Annotated in this window: 28 protein-coding genes; 11 read left to right on the top strand and 17 right to left on the bottom strand. The window is 74.2% G+C overall.

The genetic code is table 11. From position 1 onward, the window contains the following. Nucleotides 1–53 precede the first annotated feature (53 nt). Complete coding sequence (locus ACZ3TI_RS12750; protein WP_360491714.1) at nt 54–248, bottom strand: hypothetical protein; 195 nt, start codon at nt 246–248, stop codon at nt 54–56. A 396-nt stretch (nt 249–644) separates the two neighbouring features. Here ACZ3TI_RS12750 and ACZ3TI_RS12755 point away from each other — a divergent pair, with 396 nt between their 5' ends. Genes ACZ3TI_RS12755 through ACZ3TI_RS12765 form a run of 3 tightly spaced genes read left to right on the top strand, consistent with a single transcriptional unit; the run spans nt 645 to nt 2,731 of the window. After that, entirely contained in the window at nt 645–1,061 is a 417-nt protein-coding gene (locus tag ACZ3TI_RS12755; RefSeq protein WP_465726215.1) for an ankyrin repeat domain-containing protein, read from the top strand. A 24-nt stretch (nt 1,062–1,085) separates the two neighbouring features. Then, nucleotides 1,086–1,601: a GNAT family N-acetyltransferase gene (locus ACZ3TI_RS12760; protein ID WP_465726216.1), complete on the top strand. Its 516-nt coding sequence runs from the start codon at nt 1,086–1,088 to the stop codon at nt 1,599–1,601. A 56-nt stretch (nt 1,602–1,657) separates the two neighbouring features. Then, nucleotides 1,658–2,731, top strand: coding sequence for a serine hydrolase domain-containing protein (locus ACZ3TI_RS12765; protein ID WP_465726217.1), 1,074 nt, complete (start codon nt 1,658–1,660; stop codon nt 2,729–2,731). Between the two features lie 4 nt (nt 2,732–2,735). Here the strand turns inward: ACZ3TI_RS12765 and ACZ3TI_RS12770 are convergent, their stop codons facing one another. From ACZ3TI_RS12770 to ACZ3TI_RS12780, 3 genes are all read right to left on the bottom strand, one after another. Continuing rightward, a complete protein-coding gene (locus tag ACZ3TI_RS12770) occupies nt 2,736–3,386 on the bottom strand; it encodes a vitamin K epoxide reductase family protein (protein WP_465726218.1) in 651 nt (216 codons plus the stop codon). 95 nt (nt 3,387–3,481) lie between these two features. Further along, on the bottom strand, nt 3,482–4,297 hold the full coding sequence (locus ACZ3TI_RS12775) for a DsbA family protein (RefSeq protein WP_465726219.1): 816 nt from the start codon (nt 4,295–4,297) through the stop codon (nt 3,482–3,484). A gap of 171 nt (nt 4,298–4,468) precedes the next feature. Beyond that, nucleotides 4,469–5,143: a hypothetical protein gene (locus ACZ3TI_RS12780; protein ID WP_465726220.1), complete on the bottom strand. Its 675-nt coding sequence runs from the start codon at nt 5,141–5,143 to the stop codon at nt 4,469–4,471. Between the two features lie 164 nt (nt 5,144–5,307). Between ACZ3TI_RS12780 and ACZ3TI_RS12785 the strand changes: the two genes are divergently transcribed. Further along, the gene (locus tag ACZ3TI_RS12785) at nt 5,308–6,186 is read left to right on the top strand and encodes a CHAD domain-containing protein (RefSeq protein WP_465726221.1); all 879 of its coding nucleotides are present in this window, start codon (nt 5,308–5,310) and stop codon (nt 6,184–6,186) included. Nucleotides 6,187–6,231: 45 nt separating this feature from the next. On the opposite strand, the gene ACZ3TI_RS12790 is transcribed toward ACZ3TI_RS12785, so the two are convergent. Beyond that, on the bottom strand, nt 6,232–7,020 hold the full coding sequence (locus ACZ3TI_RS12790) for a uracil-DNA glycosylase (RefSeq protein ID WP_465726222.1): 789 nt from the start codon (nt 7,018–7,020) through the stop codon (nt 6,232–6,234). A 187-nt stretch (nt 7,021–7,207) separates the two neighbouring features. On the opposite strand from ACZ3TI_RS12790, the gene ACZ3TI_RS12795 reads away from it, so the two are divergent. Continuing rightward, nucleotides 7,208–8,224, top strand: a complete 1,017-nt coding sequence (locus tag ACZ3TI_RS12795) for a slipin family protein (protein WP_465726223.1) — start codon at nt 7,208–7,210, stop codon at nt 8,222–8,224. A 68-nt stretch (nt 8,225–8,292) separates the two neighbouring features. Next, nucleotides 8,293–8,742 (top strand): CBS domain-containing protein, encoded by a 450-nt coding sequence (locus ACZ3TI_RS12800; RefSeq protein WP_465726224.1) that lies wholly within the window; start codon nt 8,293–8,295, stop codon nt 8,740–8,742. An 89-nt stretch (nt 8,743–8,831) separates the two neighbouring features. Here the strand turns inward: ACZ3TI_RS12800 and ACZ3TI_RS12805 are convergent, their stop codons facing one another. From ACZ3TI_RS12805 to ACZ3TI_RS12815, 3 genes are all read right to left on the bottom strand, one after another. Continuing rightward, entirely contained in the window at nt 8,832–9,662 is an 831-nt protein-coding gene (locus ACZ3TI_RS12805) for an SDR family NAD(P)-dependent oxidoreductase (protein ID WP_465726225.1), read from the bottom strand. A 76-nt stretch (nt 9,663–9,738) separates the two neighbouring features. Then, nucleotides 9,739–10,185 (bottom strand): PaaI family thioesterase, encoded by a 447-nt coding sequence (locus tag ACZ3TI_RS12810; protein WP_465726226.1) that lies wholly within the window; start codon nt 10,183–10,185, stop codon nt 9,739–9,741. A 40-nt stretch (nt 10,186–10,225) separates the two neighbouring features. Beyond that, nucleotides 10,226–10,846, bottom strand: a complete 621-nt coding sequence (locus ACZ3TI_RS12815) for a TetR/AcrR family transcriptional regulator (RefSeq protein WP_465726227.1) — start codon at nt 10,844–10,846, stop codon at nt 10,226–10,228. 74 nt (nt 10,847–10,920) lie between these two features. On the opposite strand from ACZ3TI_RS12815, the gene ACZ3TI_RS12820 reads away from it, so the two are divergent. Then, nucleotides 10,921–11,415 (top strand): DUF1453 domain-containing protein, encoded by a 495-nt coding sequence (locus tag ACZ3TI_RS12820; RefSeq protein ID WP_465726228.1) that lies wholly within the window; start codon nt 10,921–10,923, stop codon nt 11,413–11,415. A gap of 16 nt (nt 11,416–11,431) precedes the next feature. On the opposite strand, the gene ACZ3TI_RS12825 is transcribed toward ACZ3TI_RS12820, so the two are convergent. From ACZ3TI_RS12825 to ACZ3TI_RS12840, 4 genes are all read right to left on the bottom strand, one after another. Continuing rightward, nucleotides 11,432–14,413: an FAD-binding and (Fe-S)-binding domain-containing protein gene (locus ACZ3TI_RS12825; protein WP_465726229.1), complete on the bottom strand. Its 2,982-nt coding sequence runs from the start codon at nt 14,411–14,413 to the stop codon at nt 11,432–11,434. Between the two features lie 87 nt (nt 14,414–14,500). Next, nucleotides 14,501–15,505, bottom strand: a complete 1,005-nt coding sequence (locus ACZ3TI_RS12830; RefSeq protein ID WP_465726230.1) for a glycosyltransferase family 2 protein — start codon at nt 15,503–15,505, stop codon at nt 14,501–14,503. A gap of 229 nt (nt 15,506–15,734) precedes the next feature. Further along, nucleotides 15,735–16,418 (bottom strand): aggregation-promoting factor C-terminal-like domain-containing protein, encoded by a 684-nt coding sequence (locus tag ACZ3TI_RS12835; protein WP_465726231.1) that lies wholly within the window; start codon nt 16,416–16,418, stop codon nt 15,735–15,737. A 533-nt stretch (nt 16,419–16,951) separates the two neighbouring features. Further along, entirely contained in the window at nt 16,952–17,746 is a 795-nt protein-coding gene (locus ACZ3TI_RS12840; RefSeq protein ID WP_465726232.1) for an EI24 domain-containing protein, read from the bottom strand. Between the two features lie 141 nt (nt 17,747–17,887). Here ACZ3TI_RS12840 and ACZ3TI_RS12845 point away from each other — a divergent pair, with 141 nt between their 5' ends. Further along, entirely contained in the window at nt 17,888–18,676 is a 789-nt protein-coding gene (locus ACZ3TI_RS12845) for a S1 family peptidase (protein WP_465726233.1), read from the top strand. A 235-nt stretch (nt 18,677–18,911) separates the two neighbouring features. Next, the gene (locus ACZ3TI_RS12850; RefSeq protein WP_465726234.1) at nt 18,912–19,034 is read left to right on the top strand and encodes a hypothetical protein; all 123 of its coding nucleotides are present in this window, start codon (nt 18,912–18,914) and stop codon (nt 19,032–19,034) included. A gap of 44 nt (nt 19,035–19,078) precedes the next feature. On the opposite strand, the gene ACZ3TI_RS12855 is transcribed toward ACZ3TI_RS12850, so the two are convergent. From ACZ3TI_RS12855 to ACZ3TI_RS12865, 3 genes are all read right to left on the bottom strand, one after another. Beyond that, nucleotides 19,079–20,260: a helix-turn-helix domain-containing protein gene (locus tag ACZ3TI_RS12855; RefSeq protein WP_465726235.1), complete on the bottom strand. Its 1,182-nt coding sequence runs from the start codon at nt 20,258–20,260 to the stop codon at nt 19,079–19,081. 211 nt (nt 20,261–20,471) lie between these two features. After that, nucleotides 20,472–21,911 (bottom strand): amino acid permease, encoded by a 1,440-nt coding sequence (locus tag ACZ3TI_RS12860; protein ID WP_465726236.1) that lies wholly within the window; start codon nt 21,909–21,911, stop codon nt 20,472–20,474. Between the two features lie 230 nt (nt 21,912–22,141). Next, on the bottom strand, nt 22,142–22,372 hold the full coding sequence (locus ACZ3TI_RS12865) for a hypothetical protein (protein WP_465726237.1): 231 nt from the start codon (nt 22,370–22,372) through the stop codon (nt 22,142–22,144). Nucleotides 22,373–22,521: 149 nt separating this feature from the next. Between ACZ3TI_RS12865 and ku the strand changes: the two genes are divergently transcribed. Together ku and ACZ3TI_RS12875 are read left to right on the top strand one after the other, a co-directional pair. Then, a complete protein-coding gene (ku, locus tag ACZ3TI_RS12870; protein ID WP_465726238.1) occupies nt 22,522–23,511 on the top strand; it encodes a non-homologous end joining protein Ku in 990 nt (329 codons plus the stop codon). A gap of 48 nt (nt 23,512–23,559) precedes the next feature. Next, entirely contained in the window at nt 23,560–23,841 is a 282-nt protein-coding gene (locus tag ACZ3TI_RS12875; RefSeq protein WP_465726239.1) for a hypothetical protein, read from the top strand. 35 nt (nt 23,842–23,876) lie between these two features. On the opposite strand, the gene ACZ3TI_RS12880 is transcribed toward ACZ3TI_RS12875, so the two are convergent. Beyond that, nucleotides 23,877–25,265 carry an NADP-dependent succinic semialdehyde dehydrogenase gene (locus ACZ3TI_RS12880; RefSeq protein ID WP_465726240.1) on the bottom strand — a complete coding sequence of 463 codons (1,389 nt, stop codon included), beginning with the start codon at nt 25,263–25,265 and terminating at the stop codon, nt 23,877–23,879. Nucleotides 25,266–25,437: 172 nt separating this feature from the next. Next, the gene (locus ACZ3TI_RS12885; RefSeq protein ID WP_402213188.1) at nt 25,438–25,719 is read right to left on the bottom strand and encodes a DUF6158 family protein; all 282 of its coding nucleotides are present in this window, start codon (nt 25,717–25,719) and stop codon (nt 25,438–25,440) included. Between the last annotated feature and the right edge of the window lie 133 nt (nt 25,720–25,852).

A 25,852-nucleotide genomic window follows, 5' to 3' on the forward strand; every position in this document is an offset into this window, starting at 1 on the left:
GGGCCCGGGGCGGTGGGATCCGCGCCCGGGCCGGTACGGGGGAGTGGCGGCGGCTAGAACCTGATGCCGCTGAGCAGGCTCGCGAGGCTGGCGCCGCCCGCGGTGATGCTGGGGGCGATCGACGAGCCGGCGACGTAGAAGCCGAGCAGGGCGCAGACGATGGCGTGGGAGACCTTTAGTCCGTCCCTGCGGAAGAAGAGAAAGGCGATGGTGCCGAACAAGACGATGCCGGAAATCGAGAGGATCACGTTGCGCTCCTCGGGAGGGGGGACAAGCGGGGGTGTTACGGAAAGTGCATTAATCGTGACAAAAAGTAATAGATGATGGAACGGTGCAAATGGGTGGTTCTGCCGTCCAATACCGTTCCGGAAGCCGGACGGCGGTATGCGAACCGGCCGGGGTGGGGGCCGGTTGCCGTGGGGATTCGGTGCGCGGAGGCATTCCCGCGGGGTGGGCGGGAAGTTTCCGGGGGGTCCGGGAAGTTCGCTCGAATGGCTGCGCGACCCGGGCGGCCGCGTGTCGTGGCGGGCCCGGGCCGTCATCCGGATCACGGACACGGCTGGCCCGCTCCGGCACCGGCCGCTACCGTGCCCTGGGCGCAGCCCGAGACCGCCCGACGAAATCGACCGGAAAGGCCGCCCACCATGACCGACGCCGCCAGCCAGCAGCCCGCCGACGCCCCCGACGCCGAGGTGATCGCGCTCGCCGGGAAGCTCTTCGACGCCGCCCGTGCCGGGGAGACCGACACCCTGGCCGCCTACCTGGACGCCGGCGCCCCGGCCGACCTCACCAACGACCGCGGCGACACCCTGGTCATGCTCGCCGCGTACCACGGTCACGCGGCCACCGTCGAAGCGCTGCTCCAGCGCGGCGCCGACCCGAACCTCGCCAACGACCGCGGCCAGACCCCGCTGGCCGGAGCCGTCTTCAAGGGCGCCGAGGACGTGCTCGCCGCCCTGCTGGCCGGCGGCGCCGACCCGCTCGCCGGCACCCCGAGCGCTCTGGACACCGCCCGGATGTTCGGCAAGGACGAGCTGGTCGCCCGGTTCGAGGCCCGCTGAGCGGAGATCGTAGGCTTTTCAACCATGGACACCACCGCGACCAAGGACACCGGCCTCGTCGAGTTCCGCATCACCGGCTTCGCCCACGCCGACGCCCAGGCCCTGTCGGCCGAGGTGCAGCAGGAGTACGTCCGGCGCTACGGCGACCCCGACTTCACCGAGATCCGCGCCGAGGACTTCGACGCGCCGGCGGGGCTGTTCCTGATCGCCTACCTGGACGGCCGCCCGGTCGCCTGCGGCGGCTGGCGGGCCAAGCAGGCCGGCCCGGACGGGCTGCGCGACGGCGACGCCGAGCTGAAGCGGATGTTCGTGGTGCCGGACGCCCGCGGTCGGGGCCTGGCCCGGGCGGTGCTGCGCCGGCTGGAGCAGACCGCGGTCGAGGCGGGACGCACCCGGTTCATCCTGGAGACCGGCACCGAGCAGCCCGAGGCCATCGCGCTCTACAAGTCCGAGGGCTACGCCGCGATCCGGCAGTTCGGCCTCTACAAGGACCACCCGCTGAACGTCTGCCTCGGCAAGGAGCTCGCCGCGGCGGTCTGAGCCGCCGCCCCGCCGGGTACGCTCCCGTCGCCCTGACGATGCCGAGGGGAGACGGGATGAGCCACCGAGCACCCGGAGCCGATCGGCTCCCCGCCCTGGCCGCGCCCGGCGGGGAGCTGGACCGGCTGGTCGGCGCGGGCGTGCGCACCGTCGGGGCGGGCGCGGTCTGGGCCGTCGGCGACGCCGGGGGCGCGCTCGGCGGCGGCAGCCACGGGGTGCTCGGGCAGGGCCCGTACGCGCGGCTGGTGCCCGGGCCGGACACGCTGTACGACCTCGCCAGCCTCACCAAGATCGTCGCGCTCTGGCCCTGCGCCGGCGTGCTGTGGCAGTCGGGGCGGCTGCCGCTGGACGAACCGCTCGGCCGCTGGTGGCCGCCGGCCGCCGGGCGCCCCGCCGGTGCGGTCACCGCCCGGCAGCTCCTCGCCCACACGGCCGGGATGCTCCCGTACACCCGCTTCGAGCAGCTCTACGGGCGCGACCGCGCGGCGATCCGGACCGGGGTGGTGGGTGCGCCACTGCACCGCGAACCCGGTACCGCCGTCGAGTACACCGACCGCGCCGCCGTGCTGCTCGCGTACCTGGTCGAGGACCTCGGCGGCGCGCCGCTGGACGCGCTCGCCGCGCGCTGGGCCTGGCACCCGCTCGGCATGGCGGACACCCGGTACGGGCCGCTCGACGCCGCGCTCGCCGACCGGACGGCGCCCACCGAGTACGACGAGCGGTCCGGCGGCCACCTGCGCGGCGTCGTCCACGACCCCTCCGCCCGGCTGCTCGGCGGGGTCTCCGGCAACGCCGGGGCCTTCTCCACCGCCCGCGACCTCGCCCGCTTCCTCACCGCGCTGCTCGCCCCGCTGCCCGGACTGCCGTGGGGCGGGCCGTGGACCGAGGAGTCGCTGCGCGAGCAGACCGGCGGACTGGAGCCGGCCCGCGGCCTGTCCTGGCTCTACGCCCCCGGCACCGAGCCGGCCGAGGGCACCTTCGTCCACTACGGCTTCACCGGCACCGGCTTCTGGGTCTCCCGGCGGCTCGGACGCTGGGCGCTGCTGCTGACCAACAAGGTGCACCACGACCGGGTCACCCAGCCGCTGACCGATCTGCGCAACGCCTACCGGCGAGCGGTGTTCGGCTGACCGGTCAGAGCAGGGTGCTCCAGTAGTACCAGAACCGGTTGAGCACCAGCAGCGCGATCACCGCCGCCCACAGCACCGGCAGCGCCCAGTGGTACCGGGCCGCCTCCCGCACCACCACCGCGAGGCGCGGACCCACCGGGAGCACGCCCGTGCGCAGGTTGTGCAGCGTGGTGTACCAGAACAGCGCCACCACCGTCGCCCACACCACCATGCAGTACGGGCACAGCGCGCCGATGTCGTACAGCGCCTGGTCGATCAGCCAGTGCACGAACACCACGCCCAGCGCGGTGCCCGCGTGCAGGCCCAGCCAGAACCAGCGCCGGTACGCGGCACCGGCGAGCAGCCCCGCCCCGATCGCCGCCAGGGCGCCGAACGCGGCCAGGCCCAGCAGCGGGTTGGGGAACCCGAAGACCTCCGCCTGCTCGGTGCGCATCACCGAGCCGCAGCTGATCACCGGGTTGATGTTGCAGCTGGGGATGTAGGAGGGGTTCTCCAGGATACGGAGCTTGTCGAAGGTCAGGACGGCCGAGGCGGCCAGCCCGAGCAGCCCGCCGAGGAACAGCAGGAGCGCGTAGGCCCGGCTCGCTCCGATCGGGGCCCGGCCGGCAGCGTCGGGAGCGGGACGGGAGAGGTGCACGGTGGTAGCGGCGGACATGGCAGCACACTCCGGTGGCTGGCTGGGAGGGGCCGGCCCGGCCGGGAATTCGGCCGGGCCGGTGGTGCCGTGCGGTGCGGTGCGAAGGGCCCGGCCTACTGCAGGCCGGCGGCCTGCTTGACCTGCGCGGTGAACTGCTCCGGCGTGACCACGGACTTGCCGGCGAACAGCGTCACCGGCTTGCCGTCCACCTTGACCGTCGGGGTGCCCGTCACCCCGCTGTCGTTGAACGCGTCGGCGACCTTCGCCGCCCACGGCGCGTACGTCTTGTCGGTGACCGCCTTCACGAAGGCGTCCGTCTTCAGCCCGGGCACCTGGCCGGCCAGGTCCAGGATGCGGTCGGTGTCGCCGAAGCCGTCCTCGCGCTCGTCCGGCTGGTTGGCGTACAGCACGTCGTGGAACTGCTTGAACTTGTCCACGCCCTCGTTCAGCGCGGCACCGGCCGCGGCCAGCGCGGTGCGCGAGCCCTTGCCGCCGAGGTTCTTGTCCAGGAAGGCCGCCAGGTGGAACTCCACCTTGACCTGGCCGTCCTCGGTGAGCTTCTTGACCGTCTCGCCGTTCGCCGCCTCGAAGTGCTTGCAGACCGGGCAGCGGAAGTCCTCGTAGACCTCCATGGTGTGCGGGGCGTCCGCCTTGCCGTACGTGATCACCGTGCCGTTCGGTCCGCTGGTGTTCGCCGGGACGACCAGCGGCGCCGAGGTCGCGGCCGCGGCGGCCTTGTCGTCCTTCTTCGACGCCGAGTTGATCGCGACGGCGGCACCGCCCGCGAGGGCGAGCACGGCGACGGCGGAGACCGTCACGACGATCCGCTGACGGCGCTTGGCGGTCTGCTGCTCGCGGCGCTGCGCCTCCTGGATCCGCTCACGGGCACTGATGCGCTTGGCCTGCTGCTTGCTGGGGGCCTGAGCCATGGGAAGTCAACTCCTGTACGCGGCGCGCGGGTGCGCGCGGGAAGCCGCACCGGGTGCGGCGGGGTCGGGGGAACGCGGGAGTCGTGCGCACTGCCTGCGGGCGTACCGGGGCCGGTGTCCGGCCGGGTACGGAAGGGATCGGCGTACGGGGATGACCCGGTACGGAAGCGATCAGCAGGCAGGCGCGAACGCGGGCGGGCCGCGTCGGGGTGCCGGGCTCAGCACCACGTCCTCGCGGCGCGGCCGCGCACGGTCCGACACCGGCAGCGGCATCCGCAGCACCGGGCGCGCCGGAGCCGGGACCAGCAGGACGAGCAGGGCACGCAGCGGCCGGGCCAGCGACTCGCGCAGCGCGCGCAGCGCCCGGGCCAGGCCCGACAGCGCCGAGTCGCCCAGGCGCAGCCAGGCGGCGGCGGCCAGCGCGATCACCAGGTGCACCAGCAGGAGCAGCAGTTGGGTCAGCGCCGGCGCCAACTGCCCGGCGTGGCCCAGCGGGCCCGAGAGCAGCGACCCGTCCATCGAACCGCCGCCGCAGACCAGCAGGTTCACCCCGCGAGCGGGGACCTGCCCGGAGAACACCGGTCCACAACCGGTCTGACCCAGGTTGAACGTGGTGTTGAGCAGCAGCTCGACCGGCACCATCACGGCGGAGATGTGCAGCATCCGACGCTCCGCGCCGGCCGGCACGGCCGCGACCAGGAAGACGACGGCGCAAGCCGAGGCCACCAGCGACAGCGGCAGCGGGCGGCCCGTGATGACCACCTGGCCCAACGCGGCCATCGGCACGGCGAGCGCGGTGAACACCGCGGCCCGCAGGGCCCTGGTCGCATGGCTGGAGGTCGTCACGCTCCGGAGTATGCCATGACGCTCACACCGCGCACGAGGGCGCATGGACCCTTGCGCTCCTGCTGACGAGCACTCAACCGGACGCGAATCATCGGACACGCCCTAACCTGGAAGCGTTCCCGGCGATTCTGTTCCCGGCGACCCCGGTGAGGGGATGGACGCGCATGGCGAAGCCCGAGACCACGGTGGGGCAGGTCCTGCTGGCCCGGATCGAGGCCCAGGCGGCCGTGCTGGCCGGACTGGACGACGCCGTGCGGGCCGACGAACCGGACGCGGTGCACCGGATGCGGGTCGCCTGCCGACGGCTGCGCAGCGCCCTGCGGACCTTCCGGCGGCTGTTCGCCCGCGGCGCGACGGACCGACTGGTCGCGGAACTGCGCTGGCTGGCCGCCGCCCTCGGCGGCGCGCGCGACCGCGAGGTGCTGGCCGAACGGCTGGCCGCCCAGGCCCGCGAGCTGCCCGCCGAGTGCGCGCCGGAGCGGGTCGCCGCCGCCCTGGAGAACTGGGGCGAGACCGAGTACCGCCGGGTCTGGCCCGAGGTGCTCGCCGCCCTCGACAGCCCCCGCCGCCGCGCCCTCGGCGACGCCCTGGCCGCCCTCCTCGCGCACCCGCCGCTGCGCCACCGCGCCGCCCGCCCCGCCCTGCCCGAGCTGTCCCGCATCGCCGCCCGCGAGCAGCGCCGCACGGCCGACCGCGTCCGGACGGCCCTCGCCGCCGGGCCCGAGGACCGCGACCGGGCCCTCCACGACGCCCGCAAGGCCGCCAAGCGGGCCCGCTACACCGGCGAGACCGCCGCCCCGGAGGCCGGCGCCCGGGCCGAGCGGTACGCGGAGCGGATGAAGGCCGTCCAGGAGGTGCTCGGCGAACACCAGGACGCCGTGGTCGCCGCCACCACCCTGGCCGCCGAGGCGCCCACCGCCGGCGAGCCCTTCGGCTACGGCGCCCTGTACGCCCGCCAGCTGGCCGCGCAGGAGACGGCGCGCGAGCGGCTGCCGGGCGTGTGGCGGCGGGCGGGCAAGCGGAAGCTGGCGCGGTTCAAGTAGCGGTTCGGGCGGCGTTCGGGAGCCGTGCGGCCGGGCGTGCTCGCGCTACCGGGGGCTGAGCCCCGCCGAGCGGGCCGCGTCGCGGAGCAGGTCGCGGAGCATCGGGGTGGTCAGGCGGCCGGTGTTCGTGTTGCGCGGGCTCACGTGGTAGCAGCCGTAGAGCCGCAGGGGCGGGCCGCCGTCCCGGGCGGGGAGGACGGCCTGGGCGGCGTGGCCGAAGGCGGGCCGGGGGCGCGGGAGCTGCCAGCCGGCGTCCGCGATCACCGGCAGCAGGGCCTGCCAGGCGAAGCCGCCGAGGGCGACCACGGTCCGTACGGTCGGGCGCAGCAGCTGCAGTTCGCGGGTGATCCAGGGGCGGCAGGTGTCGCGTTCGGCGGTGCTGGGCTTGTTGTCGGGCGGGGCGCAGCGGACCGGGTCGGTGATCCGCACCCCGTACAGCTCCAGGCCGTCGCCGTGGCGGACGGACTCGGGGCGGTTGGCCAGCCCGAGCTCGTGGAGGGCCGCGTAGAGCAGGTCGCCGGAGGGGTCGCCGGTGAAGATCCGGCCGGTGCGGTTGGCGCCGTGGGCGGCGGGGGCGAGGCCGACCAGGACGAGCGGGGCGTCGGGCGGGCCGAAGCCGGGGATGGGGCGGGCCCAGTAGTCCCAGTCCAGGTAGGCGCGGCGTTTGGTCCGGGCGGTCTCCTCGCGCCACTCGACCAGGCGGGGGCAGGCCCGGCAGCCGGTGACCACCCGGTCGAGCGCCGCGAGTCCGCTGGCGCGGGCGGCGGCCTCGGCGGGGTGGTGGGAGTCGCGGGGATCGTCGGCGGGGGACTGCGGGGCGGCCACGGTCGGCATGGCTCCGATCGTAGGGCTTCCAGGCCCTCGGGCGTCCGGGCGTTTCGTCCCGTTCCGATCGGGTTCGACCCGGTCGCGGCCGGGCAGACGTAGCGTGGAGGAAGCAGTTGCTCCGGCGGCCCCCGGCCCAGGCCGGGCCCGGCGGTGGTCGGAGGCTCCGGTGTGCGCAGGCCGCGAGGAGGCCGCGATGATCGTCGATGCGGTGCTGGGGGTCCTCGGGGGACTGGTCGGACTGGGGGCGATCTGGGCGAGCCTGAGCATCAGGGTGGTCCAGCAGTTCCAGAAGGGCGTGGTGTTCCGCTTCGGCAAGGTGCGCGACGAGGTGCGCCAGCCCGGGCTGGTGGCGTTGGTGCCGATCGCGGACCGGCTGCGCCGGGTGAACGTGCAGATCGTGACGATGCCGATCCCGGCGCAGGAGGGCATCACCCGGGACAACGTGACCGTGCGGGTGGACGCGGTGGTCTACTTCCGGGTGGTGGACCCGGTGAAGGCGACGGTCAACGTCCAGGACTACAACTTCGCGATCTCCCAGGTCGCGCAGACCTCGCTGCGCTCGATCATCGGCAAGAGCGAGCTGGACGACCTGCTGGCCAACCGCGAACCGATCAACCAGGGGCTGGAGTTGATGATCGACAGCCCGGCGCTCGGGTGGGGCATCGAGATCGACCGGGTGGAGATCAAGGACGTCGCGCTGCCGGAGTCGATGAAGCGCTCGATCGCCCGCCAGGCCGAGGCCGAGCGGGAGCGGCGCGCGCGGATCATCACGGCGGACGGCGAGTACCAGGCCTCGGAGCGGCTGTCGGAGGCCGCGGCGGTGATGAGCTCGACCCCGACCGCGCTCCAACTGCGGCTGCTGCAGACCGTGGTGGAGGTGGCGGCGGAGAAGAACTCGACGCTGGTGCTGCCCTTCCCGGTGGAGCTGCTGCGGTTCCTGGACAGCGCGACCGAGGTGCAGCAGCGCAACCTGCTGACGACCGCCGCGGTCGCCGCCGGGGCGAAGGCCGTGGAGGAGGCGGTGGAGAGCGGGGAGGTCCCCGAGGAGGAGCTCGACCAGGAACCGCCCCGGCACGAACTGCCGCCGTTGGACGAACTGTTGGAGCACTCGCCGCTGGAGGGCGCGGCGTCGCCGGACGGGCGCTCCGAGCACGGCGCCGGTACGAAGCCGGACACGGAGGCGGGCGCGAAGCCGGACGCGGCGTCCTGAGAGGTGGCGTCGGCAACCCGCCCGCAGCACGATGGACAGGGGGAGGAAGCCAGGTCAGGAGGCGGACCATGACCAAAGCCAGCGACATCATGCACCCGGGCGCGGCGTGCATCCGCGAGCACGAGACGCTCGCCGCCGCCGCCCGGATCATGCGGGAACGCGACGTGGGCGCCCTGCCCATCTGCGGGCCGGGCAACAAGCTGCTGGGCATCGTGACCGACCGCGACATCGTGCTGCGCTGCGTCGCCGAGGGCCGTGACCCGGCGTCGGTGACGGCGGGGGAGCTGGCGCAGGGGCGGCCGATGACGGTGGAGGCCGACGAGGACTGCGAGCAGGTGCTGCGGGTGATGGAGCAGTACCAGGTGCGTCGGCTGCCGGTGATCAACCACCCGGAGCACGAGCTGGTCGGCATGATCAGCGAGGCGGACATCGCGCGCGGTCTGCCGCAGGCCCGGCTGGCCGAGTTCGTGTCGGCGGTCTGCGCGGAGGAGGCCCCCACCAAGGCCGCCCTGGACTGACGCCGCCGCACGCACGCGAGGGCAGCGGTCCCCATCCCGGCGAGGGTGGGGACCGCGGCCGTGTCGCAGCCGTCGGACCGCCGGAGCCGTCAGACCGCCGGGGCGGAGCGGCCGTGGGCCTGCAGGGAGAGGTCCTGCCAGTCGCCCCAGGTCTTGAGCCGCTCGGCATAGGCCTGCTGGAGCATCGGGTACCCCTGGGTGCCGAAGAACACCCGCAGCGGCGGGTTCTCGGCGTCGGCGAGCTTCAGCAGGGCCTGGCCGGCGGCGGCCGGGTCCCCGACGTCGAGCGACTGCGCGTTCGCGGCGAAGGCGGCGCGCAGACCGTCGTAGAGCGGGTCGGGCTCGGCCCGGACGGCGGAGGCGATCGCGTCGGTGGCGTAGCTGCCGGGCTCGACGATGGTCACCTTCACGCCGAACCCGGCGACCTCCTGGGCGAGGGCCTCGCTCAGGCCCTCCAGCGCCCACTTGGAGGCGCAGTACCCGCCGCCGAGCGGGAACGCGGCGACGCCGGCCACCGAGGAGACCTGGATGATGCGGCCGGAGCCCTGCGCCCGCAGGTGGGGCAGCACGGCCTGGACGACCGACAGCGGGCCGAAGAGGTTGGTGTCCAGCTGGTCGCGCAGCTGCTCCTCGGAGAGCTCCTCGACGGCGCCGGACAGCCCGTACCCGGCGTTGTTCACGATGACGTCGAGCCGGCCGAAGTGCGCCCGGGCCTGCTGCACGCAGCGGTGGACGGCGGCCCGGTCGGTGACGTCGAGCGGCAGCGGGAGCACCGCGTCCCCGTGGGCGGCGACCAGCCCGGCGAGGTCCTCGGCGTTCCGGGCGGTCGCGGCCACCCGGTCGCCGCGGGACAGCGCAGCCTCGACGAAGGCGCGGCCGAGGCCGCGGGAGGAACCGGTGACGAACCAGACCTTGCTCATGCTTCTGCTCCATTGATCCGATGACTTGGTGCGGGCATCAAGACACCGGCGGGCGCGCGGGTGTGACACGCCCGGGCTACCCCAGGGCGTAGACGGCGGTGGCGTGGGCGGCGGGCTCCTCGGCGCCGTTCGTGCCGTCGGTGCCGTCGGCTCCCCGGGTTCCCTCGGGAGTGAGGGTGATGTCGAGGAAGGCGATCCGGCGCCCGAGCTTGGTGATCCGGGCGTGCACCAGGACGTCCCGGGCGAGGACGGCCCGCTGGAAGGTGGTGGACTGCTGCACGGTGGTCATCGGGCCGAAACCGCCGCGGGCCGCCGAGAGGGCGATCACGCAGGCGGTGTCGGCGGCGGCCATCAGCGCCTGGCCGGACAGCCCGCCGCCCTCGCGGGCGAGCCGGTCGGACCAGGGCAGGCGCAGGACGGCGTGGCGCTCGCCGGTCTCGGCGGTCGACAGGCCCAGGGCCTGCACCCAGGGGGCGAAGTGGTCGGCCAGGAGCTTGTCCGCCTCGGCGGTGGTGAGGGTCATCGCGCCATCGTGACGGGGGTGTTGGCGCGGTGTCAGGAGGTCAGACCCTTCCCAGGGTGTCGAGGTGGCGGCGGAGCACCGCGCGCAGCTCGTCCGGGCCGATCAGGTCGGGGTGCTGGACGGCCTGCAGGGTGAGGCCGTCGAGGAGGGCGGAGAGGCGGCGGGTCTCGAGGGCGAGGTCCAGTCCGGGGGCCAGGGCGCCGGTGCGGTCGGCCCCGGCCAGGACGCGCCGGACCAGGTCGTCCAGGCCGGACTGCATCTCGGCGGCGCGGGCCCGGAGTTCGGGGCGGGTGCGGGCGGCGGTGACGAAGGAGAGCCAGAGCGCGGACTCCTCCCGGCGCTCGGTGTCCAGCGGGAGGGTCTCGGCGAGCAGTCGTACGGTCCGCTCGCGCCGGTCGGTGCCGGCGGCCGGGGCCGGGTCGAGCAGGACGCGGGCGTGGGTGCGGATCCGGCCCTCGATCCGGCGGGCCAGCTCCTTCATCGCGAAGAGCATCAGCTCGGAGCTGCCGGCGAAGTAGTGCCGCACCGAGCCGATCGCGAGTCCGGCCTCGTCGGCGACGTTGCGCAGTGAGGCGTGCTCCAGGCCCTCCCGGGCCGCGACGCGCAGGACGGCGTCGGCGACGGCCTGGCGGCGTTCCTCGGGGTCGACGATCTTCGGCATGTTGCCGTTATAGCACGGGCGAGCTAAATTGCTGATTTAGCACGACCGAGCTATAAAAAATCCGGGGAGCAGGGATGAACAACTGGGTGCACGTGGCGCTGATCGGCGCGGTGGTCGTCATGGTGGTGGTCCGTCGGCTGCGTGGTGAGCCGCTCAACGCGCGGGACCTGTTCGCGCCGCCGGTGGTGCTCACCGGCCTCGGCCTGTGGGCGCTGTGGCAGCGGCACGGCCTCGGCGCGGGCGACCACGCCTGGGTCGCGGGCGGCGCCCTGCTGGGCGTCGCCCTCGGGGCGGTGCGCGGCGCCACCATCCGGGTGCACGAGCGCGGGGGCGTGCTGTGGCAGCGCTACACCGGCTGGACCCTCGTGGTCGCCGCGCTCTCCCTGGCGGTGATGGCCGGCTTCGCCCTGGTCGCCGAGCACTTCGGCCTCGCCCGGGACGCCCGACCGGTCCAACTGTCGATCGGGGTCGGCTTCCTGGGGGAGGCGCTGGTCGTCGGCGGGCGCGCACTGGCCTCCGGCGTCCCGTTCGCGCCGGAGCGGCGCGGCTTCGACCGCCGGTCCGGGTGACTCGCCGGGCGACTGGTCACCGCTCGCGGCGCAGCTCCCGGGCGATGAGCTCGGCCAGGTGCAAGGCCTGGCGGCCGTCGGCGAGTTGGGCGATCTGGGTGCGGCAGCTGAAGCCGTCCGCCAGCACCACGGTGTCCGGTCCGGCGGCCCGGAGCTCGGGCAGCAGGACGCGCTCCGCGATCGCCTCGGACACCTCGAAGTGGCCTTTCTCGAAGCCGAAGTTGCCCGCCAGGCCGCAGCAGCCGGAGTCCAACACCCGGTTGTCCAGGCCGAGTCGGGCCTCCACCCGGCGGTCGGCGGCGCTGCCGAGGACGGCGTGCTGGTGGCAGTGGGTCTGGGTGACGGCGTCCAGCGGGATGCGGGGGAGCGGGGCGTCCGGGGCGTACTCGTCGAGGAACTCCGCGAAGGTGCGGGTGCGTTCGGCGAGCGGGCGGCCGTCCGCACCGAGCAGCCGGGGCAGGTCCTCGCGCAGGGTGGCGGTGCAGCTCGGGTCCAGGCCGACCACGGGGGTGTCGGCCGGGAGCCCGTCCGCCGCCAGCACTCGCAGGCTGCGCCGCAACACCCGGCGGGCGGTGCCGAGTTGGCCGGTGGAGTGCCAGGTGAGGCCGCAGCAGACCGGGCCGGACGGCAGCCGGACGTCGAAGCCCAGGTGCTCCAGCACCTCGACGGCCGAGCGCAGCACGTTCGGCTGGAGGTGGTCGGAGAAGGTGTCCGGCCACAGCAGCACCGGACGCCCGCCCGCCGGGGCCGGCCCGTCCGGACCGGCGCTGCCGGCGCGGTGCCGCCGGAACCAGGCGGTGAAGGTCTCCGGCGGGAAGACCGGCAGCACGCGGCGCGGGTCGATCCCGCCGAGGTGCTTGAGCAGCCCGCCGAGCGGCGAGCGGGCCAGCGTGTTGGCGGCCCCCGGCGCGAGCGCGACGGCCCGCAGCCAGAGCGGCAGCCAGCCCATCGAGTAGTGCGAGAGCGGGCGCGGGCGGCGCCGGTAGTGCTGGTACAGGAACTCGGCCTTGTAGGTCGCCATGTCGACGTGGACCGGGCAGTCGCTCGCGCAGCCCTTGCAGCTCAGGCAGAGGTCCAGTGCCTCCCGGACCTCCTCGGACCGCCAGCCGTCGGCAATCGTCTCCCCGCGCAGCATCTCGGCGAGCAGCCGGGCCCGCCCCCGGGTGGAGTGCCGCTCCTCGCCGGTGGCCATGTAGCTCGGACACATCACCCCCGTGGTCGGGTCCACGCACTTGGCGACGCCCACACAGCGGTGCACCGCCCTGACCAGGCTGCCGCCGTCCTGCTCGTACGGGAGGGTGAGCGGTAGCGGGCGGCGTGGGGCGGTGACGAAGCGCAGGTCGGCGTCGAGCGGGCGGGGGTCGACGATCGCGCCCGGGTTGAGCAGGTTCTCCGGGTCCCAGATCCGCTTGAACTCGCCGAACAGCCCGATGATGTGGGCCGGGTACATCCGCGGCAGCAGCTCGGCCCGGGCCTGCCCGTCGCCGTGCTCGCCGGAGAGCGAACCGCCGTACGAGACCACCAGATCGGCCGCCTGCTCCATGAACTCCCGGAAGACCAGCACCCCGTGGGGCTCGTCCAGCGGGAAGTCGATCCGCAGGTGCACGCAGCCCTCGCCGAAGTGCCCGTACGGGACGCCGCGCAGGCTGTGCCGGCGCAGCAGCGCGCGCAGGTCCCGCAGGTAGTCGCCGAGCCGCTCGGGCGGGACGGCGGAGTCCTCCCAGCCGGGCCAGGCCTCGCCGCCCCCGGGCAGCCGGGTGACGATCCCGGCGCCCGCTTCCCGGACGGCCCACAGCCCGCGCTGCTCGACGGGATCGGTGACCAGGGCGACGGCGGCGGAGTGCTCGCGCCGTACCGCGTCGGCGAGTTCGCGGGCGGCCTGGTAGGCCTCCAGCGGGGTGGCGCCGCCGGTCTCCAGGAACAGCCAGCACTCGCCCGCGGGCAGCCGGTCCAGCGCGCGCGGGCGCGGGCCGGCCGCGAGCAGGGCGGCGATCAGGTCGGCCGACATGCCCTCGGCGGTCAGCGGCCGGTACGGCAGCAGCGCGGGGACCGCGTCGGCGGCGGCGCCCTCGTCGGGGTAGCCGGCCACCACCAGAGCCCGCGCCGGGGGGTCCTCGACCAGGCGGACGGTGGCGCCGAGCACCAGCGCGCAGGTGCCCTCGGTGCCGGTGAGCGCCCGGGCGAGGTCGTGGCCGTGCTCGGGCAGCAGCGCGTCCAGCGGGTAGCCGGAGGTGCGGCGCGGCAGCCGGGGCATGCCCTGGCGGATGGCGGCGAGGTTGCGGTCGGTGAACTCCTGGAGCTGCCGGTGGAGTTCACCGACCCTCCCGGGCACCTCGCGCAGTGCCGCACGCTCCCCGGCCCCGAGCCGGCCGCCGACGGTCAGCTCGGTGCCGTCCGCGAGCAGCAGCTCCAGCCGCTCGACGTTGTCGGCGGTGCGCCCCCAGACGAGCGAGTGCGAGCCGCAGGAGTCGTTGCCGATCATGCCGCCGACGGTGCAGCGGCTGTGCGTGGACGGGTCGGGGCCGAAGCGCAGCCCGTACGGCTCGGCGGCGCGCTGGAGGTCGTCCAGGACGGTGCCGGGCTGCACGCGCGCGGTGCGGGCGTCCGGGTCGATCTCCGGCACCCCGCCGAGGTGGCGGCGGAAGTCCAGCACCACCGCGCCCGGGCCGATCGCCTGCCCACCGATGCTGGTGCCCGCCCCACGAGCCACCACCGGCACCCGGTACGTGCGGCACAGCGCCAGCGCGGTGCGCACGTCGTCCGGGTCGGCGGGCTTGACCACGCCGAGCGGCAGCTGCCGGTAGTTGGACGCGTCGTGGCTGTAGACGGTCCGCTCGGCGGTGCCGAAGCGCACCTCCCCGCGCAGCACGGCGCCCAGCTCACGGGCCAGTTCGGCCCCGGGTACGGCGGACGGACGGCTCACGGGGGACCTCCGGGCGGCACGGCGACATGGCTCCGCCGATGATCCCAGCCGGGGCCCCGTCCGGGTGCCGGGCATGACGGGGGTACCGCCAACGGAGTGTCGTGCGGCGCGCTCGGGTCACCTCCGCCCGGGTCACCTCCGCCCGGGTCACCTCCGCCCGGGTCACTTCCGTCCGGTGAGCGTGCCCTTCGCGATGTGGGAGAGCTTGGCGACCTCGAACGCCGGGTAGGCGCCGCCCGCCAGCAGGGAGAACTTGATGCCCTCACGGCCTCCCGGCCGGCGGTGCCCGGGCGGCTGGAAGCGGCGGTGGTGCTCGGCGGCGCGGTGGAAGAACTGCGGCCGCTCGGCGCGGGTGACGCAGCCGGCGAGGTCGAAGACGAACAGGTAGTGCCGGATCATCCGGACGAACAGCGCGTCCCGCACCGCGTACAGGTGCGGCTGGTCCTCCAGCAGGGCGAAGCTGCGCTCGTACTGCTCGAAGAGGTCGAAGACGCTGCTGCCCGGCCCGCCCGCCGGGTGGACGGTCTCCCGGCGGCGCAGCTGGACGCACTCGCGCGGCAGCACGGCCGCCTTCCGCGCGCCGAGCAGGGCCGCGTGCACGACGGGGACCTCCTCGTAGCGGCCGGCCGGGAAGGCGAGCTCCAGCTCCTCCCAGTGGCCGCGGCGGATCAGCCGGTCCCAGATCAGCGGCGGTGCGCCGAACAGCGCGGGCCGGTCGAAGGGGGCGAACACCTCGGGGCCGGCCTCGGCGAGGAGCGCCTCGGCCCCGCCCGGCCAGTCCCGGTCCTTGTGCCGTCGGGAGTGGCCGTACAGCAGCACGTCCACCGGGCCGGTCTGCTTGAGCCGGTCGGCGAGCGTCTGGAGCGCGTCCCGGGGCAGCAGGTGGTCGGCGTCGAGGAACAGCAGGTACTCGCCGCTCGCCCGGGCCGCCCCCGCGTTGCGGGCCACTCCGACCCCGACCGCCGCGTTCAGGTGCAGCGCGGTCACCCGCGGATGCCGCGCCGCGTACGCGTCGGCGAGCCCGCCCGCGGTCTCGGGGGAGCGGTCGGCGACCACGATCACCTCGACGTCGGCCAGGGACTGCGCGAGCAGCGAGTCCAGGCAGTCGGCGAGCTGTTCGTGCTGGTCGTAAGCGGGGAGCACGACGCTGATCAGGGGTGAGGGCATGACGCCGGAGCGTAAGAGGGTCCGCGAACCGTGGCAAAGCCCTGACGGTGTGTAATTCCGAGCAATTGGCGGCAAATCGTACGGCCGTCCGCCATATCTTCACGCGGCCTTCCGGTCGCGTCCACGTCAGGCGGCGGTGCCGCTCGGTCGTGTGCCGACAAGGCCGCCGGCCCACGACGCGGGTGCGTCGTGGGCCGGGGTGCCGGAAGCGTCGAGTTGACGGGTCGGCTCAGTACCAGTGGTGCGCCTGCCAGAACGACCAGGCGGCGCAGGGGCTGCCGTAGCGGGTGTTCATGTAGTTGAGGCCCCACTTGATCTGGGTGGCCGGGTTGGTGCGCCAGTCGGCGCCCGCGGAGGCCATCTTGGAGCCGGGCAGGGCCTGGACCAGGCCGTAGGCGCCGGAGGAGGCGTTGACGGCCAGCGGGTTCCAGCTGCTCTCCCGGAACACGATGTTGCTGAAGCACTGCAGCTGGCCGGCCGGGACGATCTGCGCGGCGATCTGCTGCGGGGTGCCGGAGTAGGTGGTGGCGAGGCTCTGGCGCTCCTGCGAGCGGGAGGCGGCGGCCTCGGCGTCGGCCTTCGCCTTGGCGTCCGCCTGGGCCTTCGCCTCGGCCTCGGCTTGCGCCTGGGCTGCCGCCTGGGCTGCCGCCTGGGCGGCGGCGTCCGCCGCGGCCTTGGCCTGGGCGGCCTGGGCCTCCTGGGCGGCCTGCTGGGCAGCGGCAGCGGCAGCGGTGTCAGCCTGGGCCTGGTCGGCGACCGGCTTGCCGTCCACCGACACGGCGGCCGCGGGGGTGGCGGCCTCGACGGTGTTCCCGGACTGCGGGATGGCGAGGGCGGCGGTGGCGGCGCTCGCGACCACGAGGGTGGCGACGCCGGTGATCAGGGAGTTGCGGCGGGCATGGCTGAGCTGCATGAAGCGGGCGTTCCTTCTCCGTCGGGGCCCGCGCCGGTGGTGCCGGACGCGGGGCATCGCGCGGGCTCCGGGCGGGCGGGGCCCGCGCGGCCGTCCGGGAGACGGCCGTGGCGCCCCGGCGGAAGCGGCGGGGCGGGCGGGCTGCGCGGCGGATCGGACCGGTCGCGCTGCCTTGGCGACGGGCCATTCTTTGCAGGGCGCGGGACGGGCCGCAAAGGCAGTCGCTACTACGCCGCGTAGTGGCTGTGGGGCGGCCGCGACGCCGCGTGCGGCGGGGTTTCGGGCGAAATGTCCGACTTGTGCATTTGCGGCTCGCGGAGCGGCTCGGCGGACGGAAGAAATGGTCGGATGGGGCCGTGGCCTGGCTTCTTCAGGTCTGCCGCAGCGGCGCGGGGCGTGGTCCGGGCCCGGGCGGGGCGGCCCGGCGGTGCCCGCACGGGGCCGGACCACTATCGAGGGCAGTAGATGCCGAACCCCGTGTGGGCGGCCTCACATGTCGGGCGGGCCGACTTCGGCGCAGCGTGACCGGACGGTCACGGCTCCGGAGGCCGGGAGGGGAGCGGGCGCGACTCCTCCTCTTCCTGCTCCGCCGCGGTCGGGACGAGGTCGCGGGCCAGCAGGGTGGCGCCGGCGACGGCTCCCGGCATGGCGGGCACCGTCACCAGTGGCACCAGGAAGGCCAGCACCAGCGGCGTGCCGAAGCCCAGGGCCAGCCCGAGCCGGGCGCGGAGCAGCCGGATCCGCTCGCGCTGCGGCACCCCGCGCCGCTGCAGGGCGACGGCCGTCAGCTCGACGGTCAGGAAGAAACCGGACACCAGGAACCCCAGCGCCGGGACCACCGTCTGCCCGACCACCGGGATGAACCCGCAGGCGAACAGCACCGCGCCGAACGCCGCCACCCGGGCCAGCACGGACAGGCTGTCGCGCACCGCGATCAGCAGTTCGCGCCAGAGCGGGGCGTCCGGCGGGGAGGGCGCGCCTCCCTCGGTCTCGTCGACCTTGGCGCAGAGCGCCTCGTAGAAGGGCTGTCCGACCAGCAGCGTGACGGCGGTGAAGGTGAGCACGGAGAGCAGCAGGCCGCCGCCGAAGACGACCGCCGCGAGCGCGTCGCGCAGCAGGGTCCGCCAGGGCGAGCCCCAGTGCTCGGCGAACGGGGTGGCCCAGCCGGCGATGTCCTGGGACCAGGCGCCGAGGAAGACGAGCGCGACGACGTAGCCGGCCAGGGCGAGCAGCGCCGGCAGCATCCCGAAGCCCCACCAGCGGCCGTGCCGGCCCACCCACCGCTGGCCCTCGACCAGGTACTTCATCCCCGCCACAAGATCCCGCATGGGCGATCACCTTAGGGTGTCCGCACCCGGAACCCGACATTGCCGTGTTCCTGCCAGTTTCGACCGGCAAGGTCGGACCTCTCCTGCCGCGGCCCCTCGCCGGGCCACTCTCGGTCTCCCCCCACTGCAAGGAGGAGCCTGATGAGGCGTCAATTCGGCAGAGTCATAAGCCTGCTGGCCGGTCTGGTGCTCGGCGCCGGCGCGCTCGTGCTGCCCGCCGCGGCCTCGCCCGCGCCGTCGCCGACCGTGGTCGGCGGCACGCGGGCGGCGCAGGGCGAGTTCCCGTTCATGGTCCGGCTCTCGATGGGCTGCGGCGGCGCGCTCTACACCCCGCAGATCGTGCTCACCGCCGCCCACTGCGTCGACGGCACGGGCGCGAACAGCAGCATCACGGCCACCTTCGGCGTGGTCGACCTGCGCAGCGGCAGCGCGATCAAGGTCCGTTCCTCGTACGTCTACCAGTCGCCGGCCTTCACCGGCGCCGAGAACGGCGACGACTGGGCGCTGATCAAGCTGGCCTCGCCGGTGAACAGCAGCCAGGTCAGCACCCTGCCGATCGCCACCACCAGCGCCTACGACAGCGGCACCTTCACCATCATGGGCTGGGGCGCCGCGCGCGAGGGCGGCGCCCAGCAGCGGTACCTGCTCAAGGCCACCGTGCCGTTCGTCGACGACGCCGCCTGCGCGGGTGCGTACCCGGGCCTGAACGAGGCCGGCTCGCTCTGCGCGGGCTACGTCGACCAGGGCGGCGTGGACACCTGCCAGGGCGACTCCGGCGGCCCGATGGTGCGCAAGGACGCCGCCGGGCGCTGGATCCAGGTCGGCATCGTCAGCTGGGGCAACGGCTGCGCCCGCGCCGGCTACCCGGGCGTCTACACCCAGGTGAGCACCTACGCGGCCGACATCGCCGCGGCGGCGGCCGGCCTCTGAGGCCCTGAGCATCTGGGTATCCGAGCCTCTGAGCCCCGGAGCCCCTGAGTGTTCGAGCCGGTACGGCAGGACCGGCCACCACACCCGCAGGTGGTGGCCGGTCCTGCCGCGCGCTTCGGGCCAGGCGCCGATCGGCCCACTCCGTGTGGCGTGCGCCGTGGTGCGGCGGTTGGCTGAGAGCGCGCCGTCAGGATGTGCGCACCGTGAGCGAACGATCGCCCGGTCCGGCGCCGCCATGACGCCCGCGTTCCGGCTGTTCCAGGTGGCGCCGGGCGGCAGCCTCACGCTGAACCGGGTGAGCCTGTCCGGCGGGAACCCCGGTAGCGACGGCGGCGCCGTGCCGGGCTGCGTGAACTGATCCGCAGCAGCTGTGCCCGGGCTGGGTCCGCCCCGCCCGGGCCTTCACCCGCGCAGCCATTCCCGGGCCCGGCGCTGTTCGCGGGCGATGCGGCCGGTGGTGCCGGCGGGCAGCCGGGCGAGCAGGGTGGTGGCGGCGCCGGGGTGGCCGGCGCGGGCGAGGGCGCCGGCGAGGCGGGCGGTGACCAGGGTGTGGTCACGGGGTTGGGCGGCCGGGTCGAGGAGGGTCAGGGCGGCCTCCAGGCCGGCCGCCGCGGTGCGGGCGTGGGCGCGGCGGCCGGTGTGAACGGCGAGGTCCCGGTGGCAGGTGCCGTGCGCGACGGTCAGGACCAGGTCGGCGCGTCCCGACCAGGGGGTCGGCTCGCCGCAGCGCCGCGCGGCCTCGGTGAGTCTGCGGGCGTCCGCGAGCGCCGCGCGGACCTGCGGTGCCTCGCCGACCAGCGCGTGGGCGTGCGCCTTGGCGACGGCGGCCCAGGCCCGGATCCCCGGCAGGGGCGGGGCGGCGGCCCGGGCGGCCTCGGCCAGGGCGAGGGCGGTGGCCGGGTCGCCGTTCCACCAGTGCAGGGTGCTCTGCCGGGCGAGCAGGGCGGCGGCGGTGGCCCGGTCGCCGGTCGCGCGCGCCCAGTCCAGCCCGGTCGCGTACCAGCTGAGCGCGCGGGTGCAGCGGTCGCCCTCGAAGTGGGCCCAGCCGGCGAGTTCGGCGTACTGGGCGGCGAGCGAGCGGACGGTGGCGAGGCTCTCGCGGGGGGCGGTGTGCTGCCAGCCGGCCAGGGTGCGGGCGTGGTGCTCCAGGACGGCGGTCAGCTCCTCGCCGCCGATCCGGCCGGCGGCGGCGCGGTAGCCGGTGAGCAGATGGGCGAGAACCTCGACGGTGGCGGCGTTCGGTGGGGCGGTGCCGGCGGCGAGCGGCGGCCGGGTGGCGGCGGAGAGTTCGCCGAGGCGTTCGCGCTCCTGCCGGACGGTCTGCCACAGCTCGGCCAACTCGCCCCCGGCGAGCAGGAGTTCGTCGGCCCGGGCGGGCATTCCGGGCGGCGGCCAGCGGAGGGCGTTCTCCACCCGGCTGATCAGCGAGTTGTGGTAGCCGAGCAGTCGGCCGAACTCGGTCTGGCTGAGGCCGCGGGCCTCGCGCCAGTGGCGCAGCCGGCGTCCGAAGCGCAGGCGTGCGGACTCGGGTTCGGTCCGGGGCTGGGGCGGCGGGGGTGAGGTGGGGGCGGGTAGGGGCGGCACGGGGTCTCCCGGGGAGGGTGGGGGAGCGCTCGTGGGGGAGCGCCATGCCCAGGTATCCCCTTTGACGTGCCATGGTCAAACTGGCGCCTCGGTCGGACCGGGCGGGACGGCCCGGACACGGCACCGGGCGGGACGGCCCGGAAGCGGGACCGGGCCCGGGAGCCTCCGCAACGGCTCCCGGGCCCGGCGTTCACGCGCGGTGCGGGACGGGTCAGGATCCCGCCGCCACCGCGGCCCGCCGACGTCGGCCCACCACGGCCGAGGCCGCGAGCACGATCGCCGCGGCGACCAGCGACAGGTACATCTGCTTGCGCCCGTCCTCGTCGGTGAACATGTACGCCATGACGAACCCGATCATGCCCATGGCCGTCCAGGTCAGGTACGGGTACAGCCACATCTTGACGGTGTGCCGCTCGGGCATCTCCCGCTCGATGATCTTGCGCATCCGCAGCTGGGTGGCGCAGATGACCAGCCAGACGAAGAGCGCGACCGCGCCGGAGGAGTTCAGGAGGAACGCGAACACCGTGTCCGGCGAGGTGTAGTTGAAGAACACCGCGATGAAGCCGAAGACCACCGAGGAGAGGATGGCCACCCGCGGCACGCCGCGGTCGGTCACCTTCGCGAAGGCCTTGGGGGCGTCGCCGCGCTGGCCGAGCGAGAAGGCCATCCGGGAGGCGGTGTACATGCCCGAGTTGAGGCAGGAGAGGACGGCCGTCAGCACGATCACGTCCATCACCTGGCCGGCGCCCGGGATGCCGATGTGGTCCAGCACCGCCACGTACGGGCTGGCCTTGACCTCGGCGGAGTCCCACGGCAGCAGGGTGACCACGAGCAGGATCGAGCCCAGGTAGAAGATGCCGATGCGCCAGATCACGCTGTTGGTGGCCTTGGTCACCGCCTTCTGCGGGTCCTCCGACTCGCCGGCGGCCAGGGTGACGATCTCGCTGCCCATGAAGGCGAAGACCACGGTGAGCATGCCGGTGAACACCGCGCCCACCCCGTGCGGCAGGAAGCCGCCGTGGCCGGTCAGGTTGCTGGCGCCGACGGTGTGGGTGCCGGGCAGCAGGCCGAAGGCGGCCAGCGTGCCGATCACCAGGAAGGCGGCGATCGCGACCACCTTGATGCCCGCGAACCAGAACTCGAACTCACCGTACGAGGCGACCGAGAACAGGTTGGTGGAGGTCAGCACCGCCATCACGATCAGCGCCCAGCCCCACTGCGGCACGCCGGGCACCCACTGGTTGAGGATCTTCGCGCCGGCCGTCGCCTCGACCGCGAGCACCACGACCCAGAAGAACCAGTACAGCCAGCCGATGGTGAACCCGGCCCAGCGGCCCAGCGCGCGGTCCGCGTACGCCGAGAAGGAGCCGCTCTGCGGGTCGGCCGCGGCCATCTCGCCGAGCATCCGCATCACCAGCACGACCAGTGCGCCGGCCAGTGCGTAGGAGAGCAGGATGCCGGGGCCGGTGGACGCGATGCCCGCGCCGGAGCCGACGAACAGGCCGGCGCCGATCACACCGCCGATGGCGATCATCGACAGGTGGCGGTTCTTGAGTCCGGCCTTGAGGTGGCCGTCGCCGCCGTGCCCGTGCGGTCCCGCCTGGTGGGGGAGCTGCGCGGCTGCCGCCGGCTTGGTGGTGTTCGCACTCATCTGAGGGTGCCCTGTGCCTTTCCAGCGCGGGGACCCTCGGCTCGTCGCCGCAGGGTGGGGGGACAGACCCGCGCATTGCGGTGCAACCTAACTTCTACGCCCGAGTATCGGAACAATGCTTTGATAACTGTTCGCTTACCGGACATAAAAGCCCAGGTCAGGGCGGGTTTGATGGGGGTCGGAAAAGCTCAGATCTGACGCATCGTCAGGTCGGTGGGGGTCGGCCGAGGTCAGATCTCCCTCAAATCGAGCACGACGACCTCCGGCCGCCACCCCGACGGCGGGGCCGCGAGCCGGTCGGCGAGCCGGGCGGCGAGGATCCGCGGGATGTCGCTCTCCCTTGAGTACCCGGGCACCACGGTGACCTCGTCCTCGCGCACCTCTCCGAGCGCGGCGTACGTCACCCGGTACGTCGTGCGGTCCGGTGGCGGGGCGTGACCGGTCCGGCCGGTGGCGGTCATCGGCATAGACCTCCTCGGCCCATTGTCGGCGCGGTGTGGCCGATCGGGGCAAACCCGGGCAGAGTGGGATTCTCGGGGCATTCGTCGGAGCAAGTCCCCGAGCGTGCTCGGCGCCCGCCGGTTCCTCGGCGCCGGACAGGAGCGACCCCATGCAGACCACCTGGAAGGGGACGATCAGCTTCGGGCTGGTCAGCATCCCCGTCCACCTCTACTCCGCGACCCAGGAGCACGACGTCCCGCTGCACCAGGTGCACGCCAAGGACGGCGGGCGGGTGCGGATGAAGCGGTACTGCGAGCGGGAGGAGAAAGAGGTCCCGTACGCGGAGATCGCCAAGGGCTACGAATCCCCCGACGGCCGGACCGTCACGCTCAGTGACGAGGACCTGGCCGAGCTGCCGCTGCCCAGCAAGAAGATCATCGACGTGCTGGCCTTCGTCGACGAGGGCGAGATCGACCCGCTGATGTTCTCCAAGGCCTACTACGTGGGCGTCGCCGACAAGGCCGCCGCCAAGCCGTACGCGCTGCTGCGCGACGCACTGACCGAGTCCGGGCAGATCGCCGTCACCAAGATCGCGCTGCGCACCCGGGAGTCGCCCGCGGTGCTGCGGGTGCACGACAACACGCTGGTGCTGCAGACCTGCATCTGGCCCGACGAGGTCCGCCCGGTGGCCGGGATCGCGCCCGAGGAGGACGTCACCGTACGGCCGCAGGAGCTGAAGATGGCGCGGTCGCTGATGGACACCCTCTCCGAGGACTTCGACCTGGCGCAGCTGCACGACGACTACCAGAAGGCGCTGCAGCAGGTGATCACCGCGCGGCTCGAGGGCGTCGAGATCCCGCACGAGGAGGAGCCCGGCGAGGCGCCGGACAACGTGATCGACCTGATGGAGGCGCTGCGCAGCAGCCTCAAGCAGGCCAAGGGCGGGCGCGGGCCGACCGGGGCGCCGGAGGCGGAAGCGGAGGAGGAGCCCGCGCCGCGCAAGCGGGCCCCCGCGAGGAAGACCGCCGCGAAGAGCACGACGGCGAAGAAGACCGCCGCGGCGAAGACCACGACGGCGAAGACCTCCGCCTCGACGAAGACCTCCGCCGCGAAGAAGACCGCGAGCCGGAAGTCCGCGGCTCCCCGCAAGGCCTCCTGACCCCCGGGCCAGGCGTTCCCTCCCGTCCAGCATTTGGAGGCGGTCCCGATGGACCTGCTGACCTACAAGGAAGTCGAATCCCACCCCGAGGCCCAGCGGAACCAGGGCTTCGGACACCGGGCCTGGAACTGGCTGCTCACCCTCAGCCCGACCGTGGTGACGTTCATGGTCGCGCTGTCGGTGGGCCTCGGCATGGTCGCCACCCAGGTGAGCCTGCTCGCGGTGCTGGTGCCGATGGCGATCTTCTGGGGCCTGACGGTCGTCGCCATGTTCGGCGTGCTCGCCCGCTGGATGACGCCCGGCCGGGGCAGGCACCGGATGGCGACCTGACCCGGCCGGGGTGGATCGGCTGAGCCCGGGAGGACTCAGCCGATCCACACCGTGGTGATGTTGCAGAACTCCCGGATCCCGTGCCCCGACAGCTCCCGCCCGAAGCCGGAGCGCTTGACGCCGCCGAACGGCAGCGCCGGGTGGGAGGCCGTCATCCCGTTGAAGAACACCCCGCCGGCCTGGATGTCGCGGACGAAGCGCTCCTGCTCGTCCGTGTCGGTGGTCCAGACGTTGGCGCTGAGGCCGAACGGGGTGTCGTTGGCGAGCGCGACCGCCTCGTCCAGGTCCGCGACCCGGTAGACGGTGGCGACCGGGCCGAAGGTCTCCTCCTGGTGGATCCGCATCGCCGGGGTGATGCCGGTCAGCACCGTCGGCTCGTAGAACCAGCCGGTGTCCCAGCCCTCCGGTCGGCCGCCGCCGCACTCCACCCGGGCGCCGTGGGTCCGGGCGTCCTCGACCAACTCCTCCAGGTCGTCCCGGCCCTGGCGGCTGGCCAGCGGGCCGACGTCGGTGGCCTCGTCCATCGGGTCGCCGACCCGCAGCGCGCGCATCGCCCCGGTGAAGCCGGCGGTGAAGCGGTCGTAGACGTCGGTGTGCACGATGAAGCGCTTGGCGGCGATGCAGGACTGGCCGTTGTTCTGCACCCGGGCCCGGACGGCGGTCCGCACCGCGGCGTCCACGTCGGCGCTCGGCAGGACGACGAACGGATCGCTGCCGCCCAGCTCCAGCACGGCCTTCTTGACCTCGTCCGCCGCGGCGGAGGCGACGGCGCGCCCGGCGGGCTCGCTGCCGGTGAGGGTGACGGCGGCGACCCGGCGGTCCCGGACCACGCCCTCGACCGCGCCCGAGCCGATCAGCAGCGTCTGGAAGCAGCCCTCGGGGAAGCCGGCCCGCTGGAACAGCCGCTCGAGCGCCACCGCCGTGCGCGGCACGTTGGACGCGTGCTTCAGCAGCCCGACGTTGCCCGCCATCAGGGCCGGCGCGGCGAACCGGACCACCTGCCAGAACGGGAAGTTCCACGGCATCACGGCCAGCACCGGCCCGATCGGGCGGTAGCGGACGTAGGCGCGGGCGGCGCCGGAGTCGGCGACGTCGGCCGGGGCGGGCTGCTCGTCCGCGAGCAGCGCCTCGGCGTTCTCGGCGTACCAGCGCATCGCCTTGGCGCACTTGGCGGCCTCGGCGCGGGAGGCGGTGAGCGGCTTGCCCATCTCCTCGGTCATGGTGCGGGCGATCGCCTCCTGGTCCCGGTCCAGCAGGTCCGCCGCGGCGAGCATCAGCCCGGCGCGGACCGGGAAGGGGGTGTCGCGGTAGCTGTGGAAGGCGGCCTCGGCGCGGGCCAGCCGCCGTTCGATGCCGGCCGCGTCGAGCGGTTCGAAGGTCTCCAGGGTCTCGCCGGTCGCGGGGTTGACGCTGGCGATGGGCATGCGGGGCTCCCGAGGGGGGTCTGGGTCGTCCGGTCAGCGTGCGGGTGCGGGCACCGGTTCCGGTGGGGGCCGGGCCCGGTGCCGTCTGCCTCACACCCTCCCCGACGCCCGGGCTCCGGGCACGCCGCGGCGCGCCCGGCGTGTCCCGCCGGGCGGGTGCGGTGCGGGCCCGTCACTCCGGCAGCGACTCCACCCGGGCCGCCGCCTCCCGGGCCCGGGCCCCGGCCCTGGTCCGCCCGGCGGTCACCTGCCGGTTGGGGAAGCGATGCAGGTACTCGGCCTCCAGCTGCCCGGTGCGCAGCGTGTGCCGCTTCAGCGCCTCCTCCGACCCGTACAGGAAGGTCTCGTGGCGCGTGCGGTGCAGCTGCTCCAGCTCGTGCAGGAGCGTGTCGTTGCCCAGAGCGTGCGGGGAGATGCCCTCGGGCCGGATGTGCGTGGCGTCGGCGTGCCGCATCTCGGTACCTCCTCGGCGGAAGTCCCCTCCTACGGGGTGCCCGGTGACCGCCGCCGGTACACCCGTTCGAGGCGGGTGGGGGCGCGCGTCGGACGGAGGCACGGGGGGAGTTGTAAAAGAGATGTCGTACAAG

This window comes from Kitasatospora sp. NPDC023120, assembly GCF_055560835.1.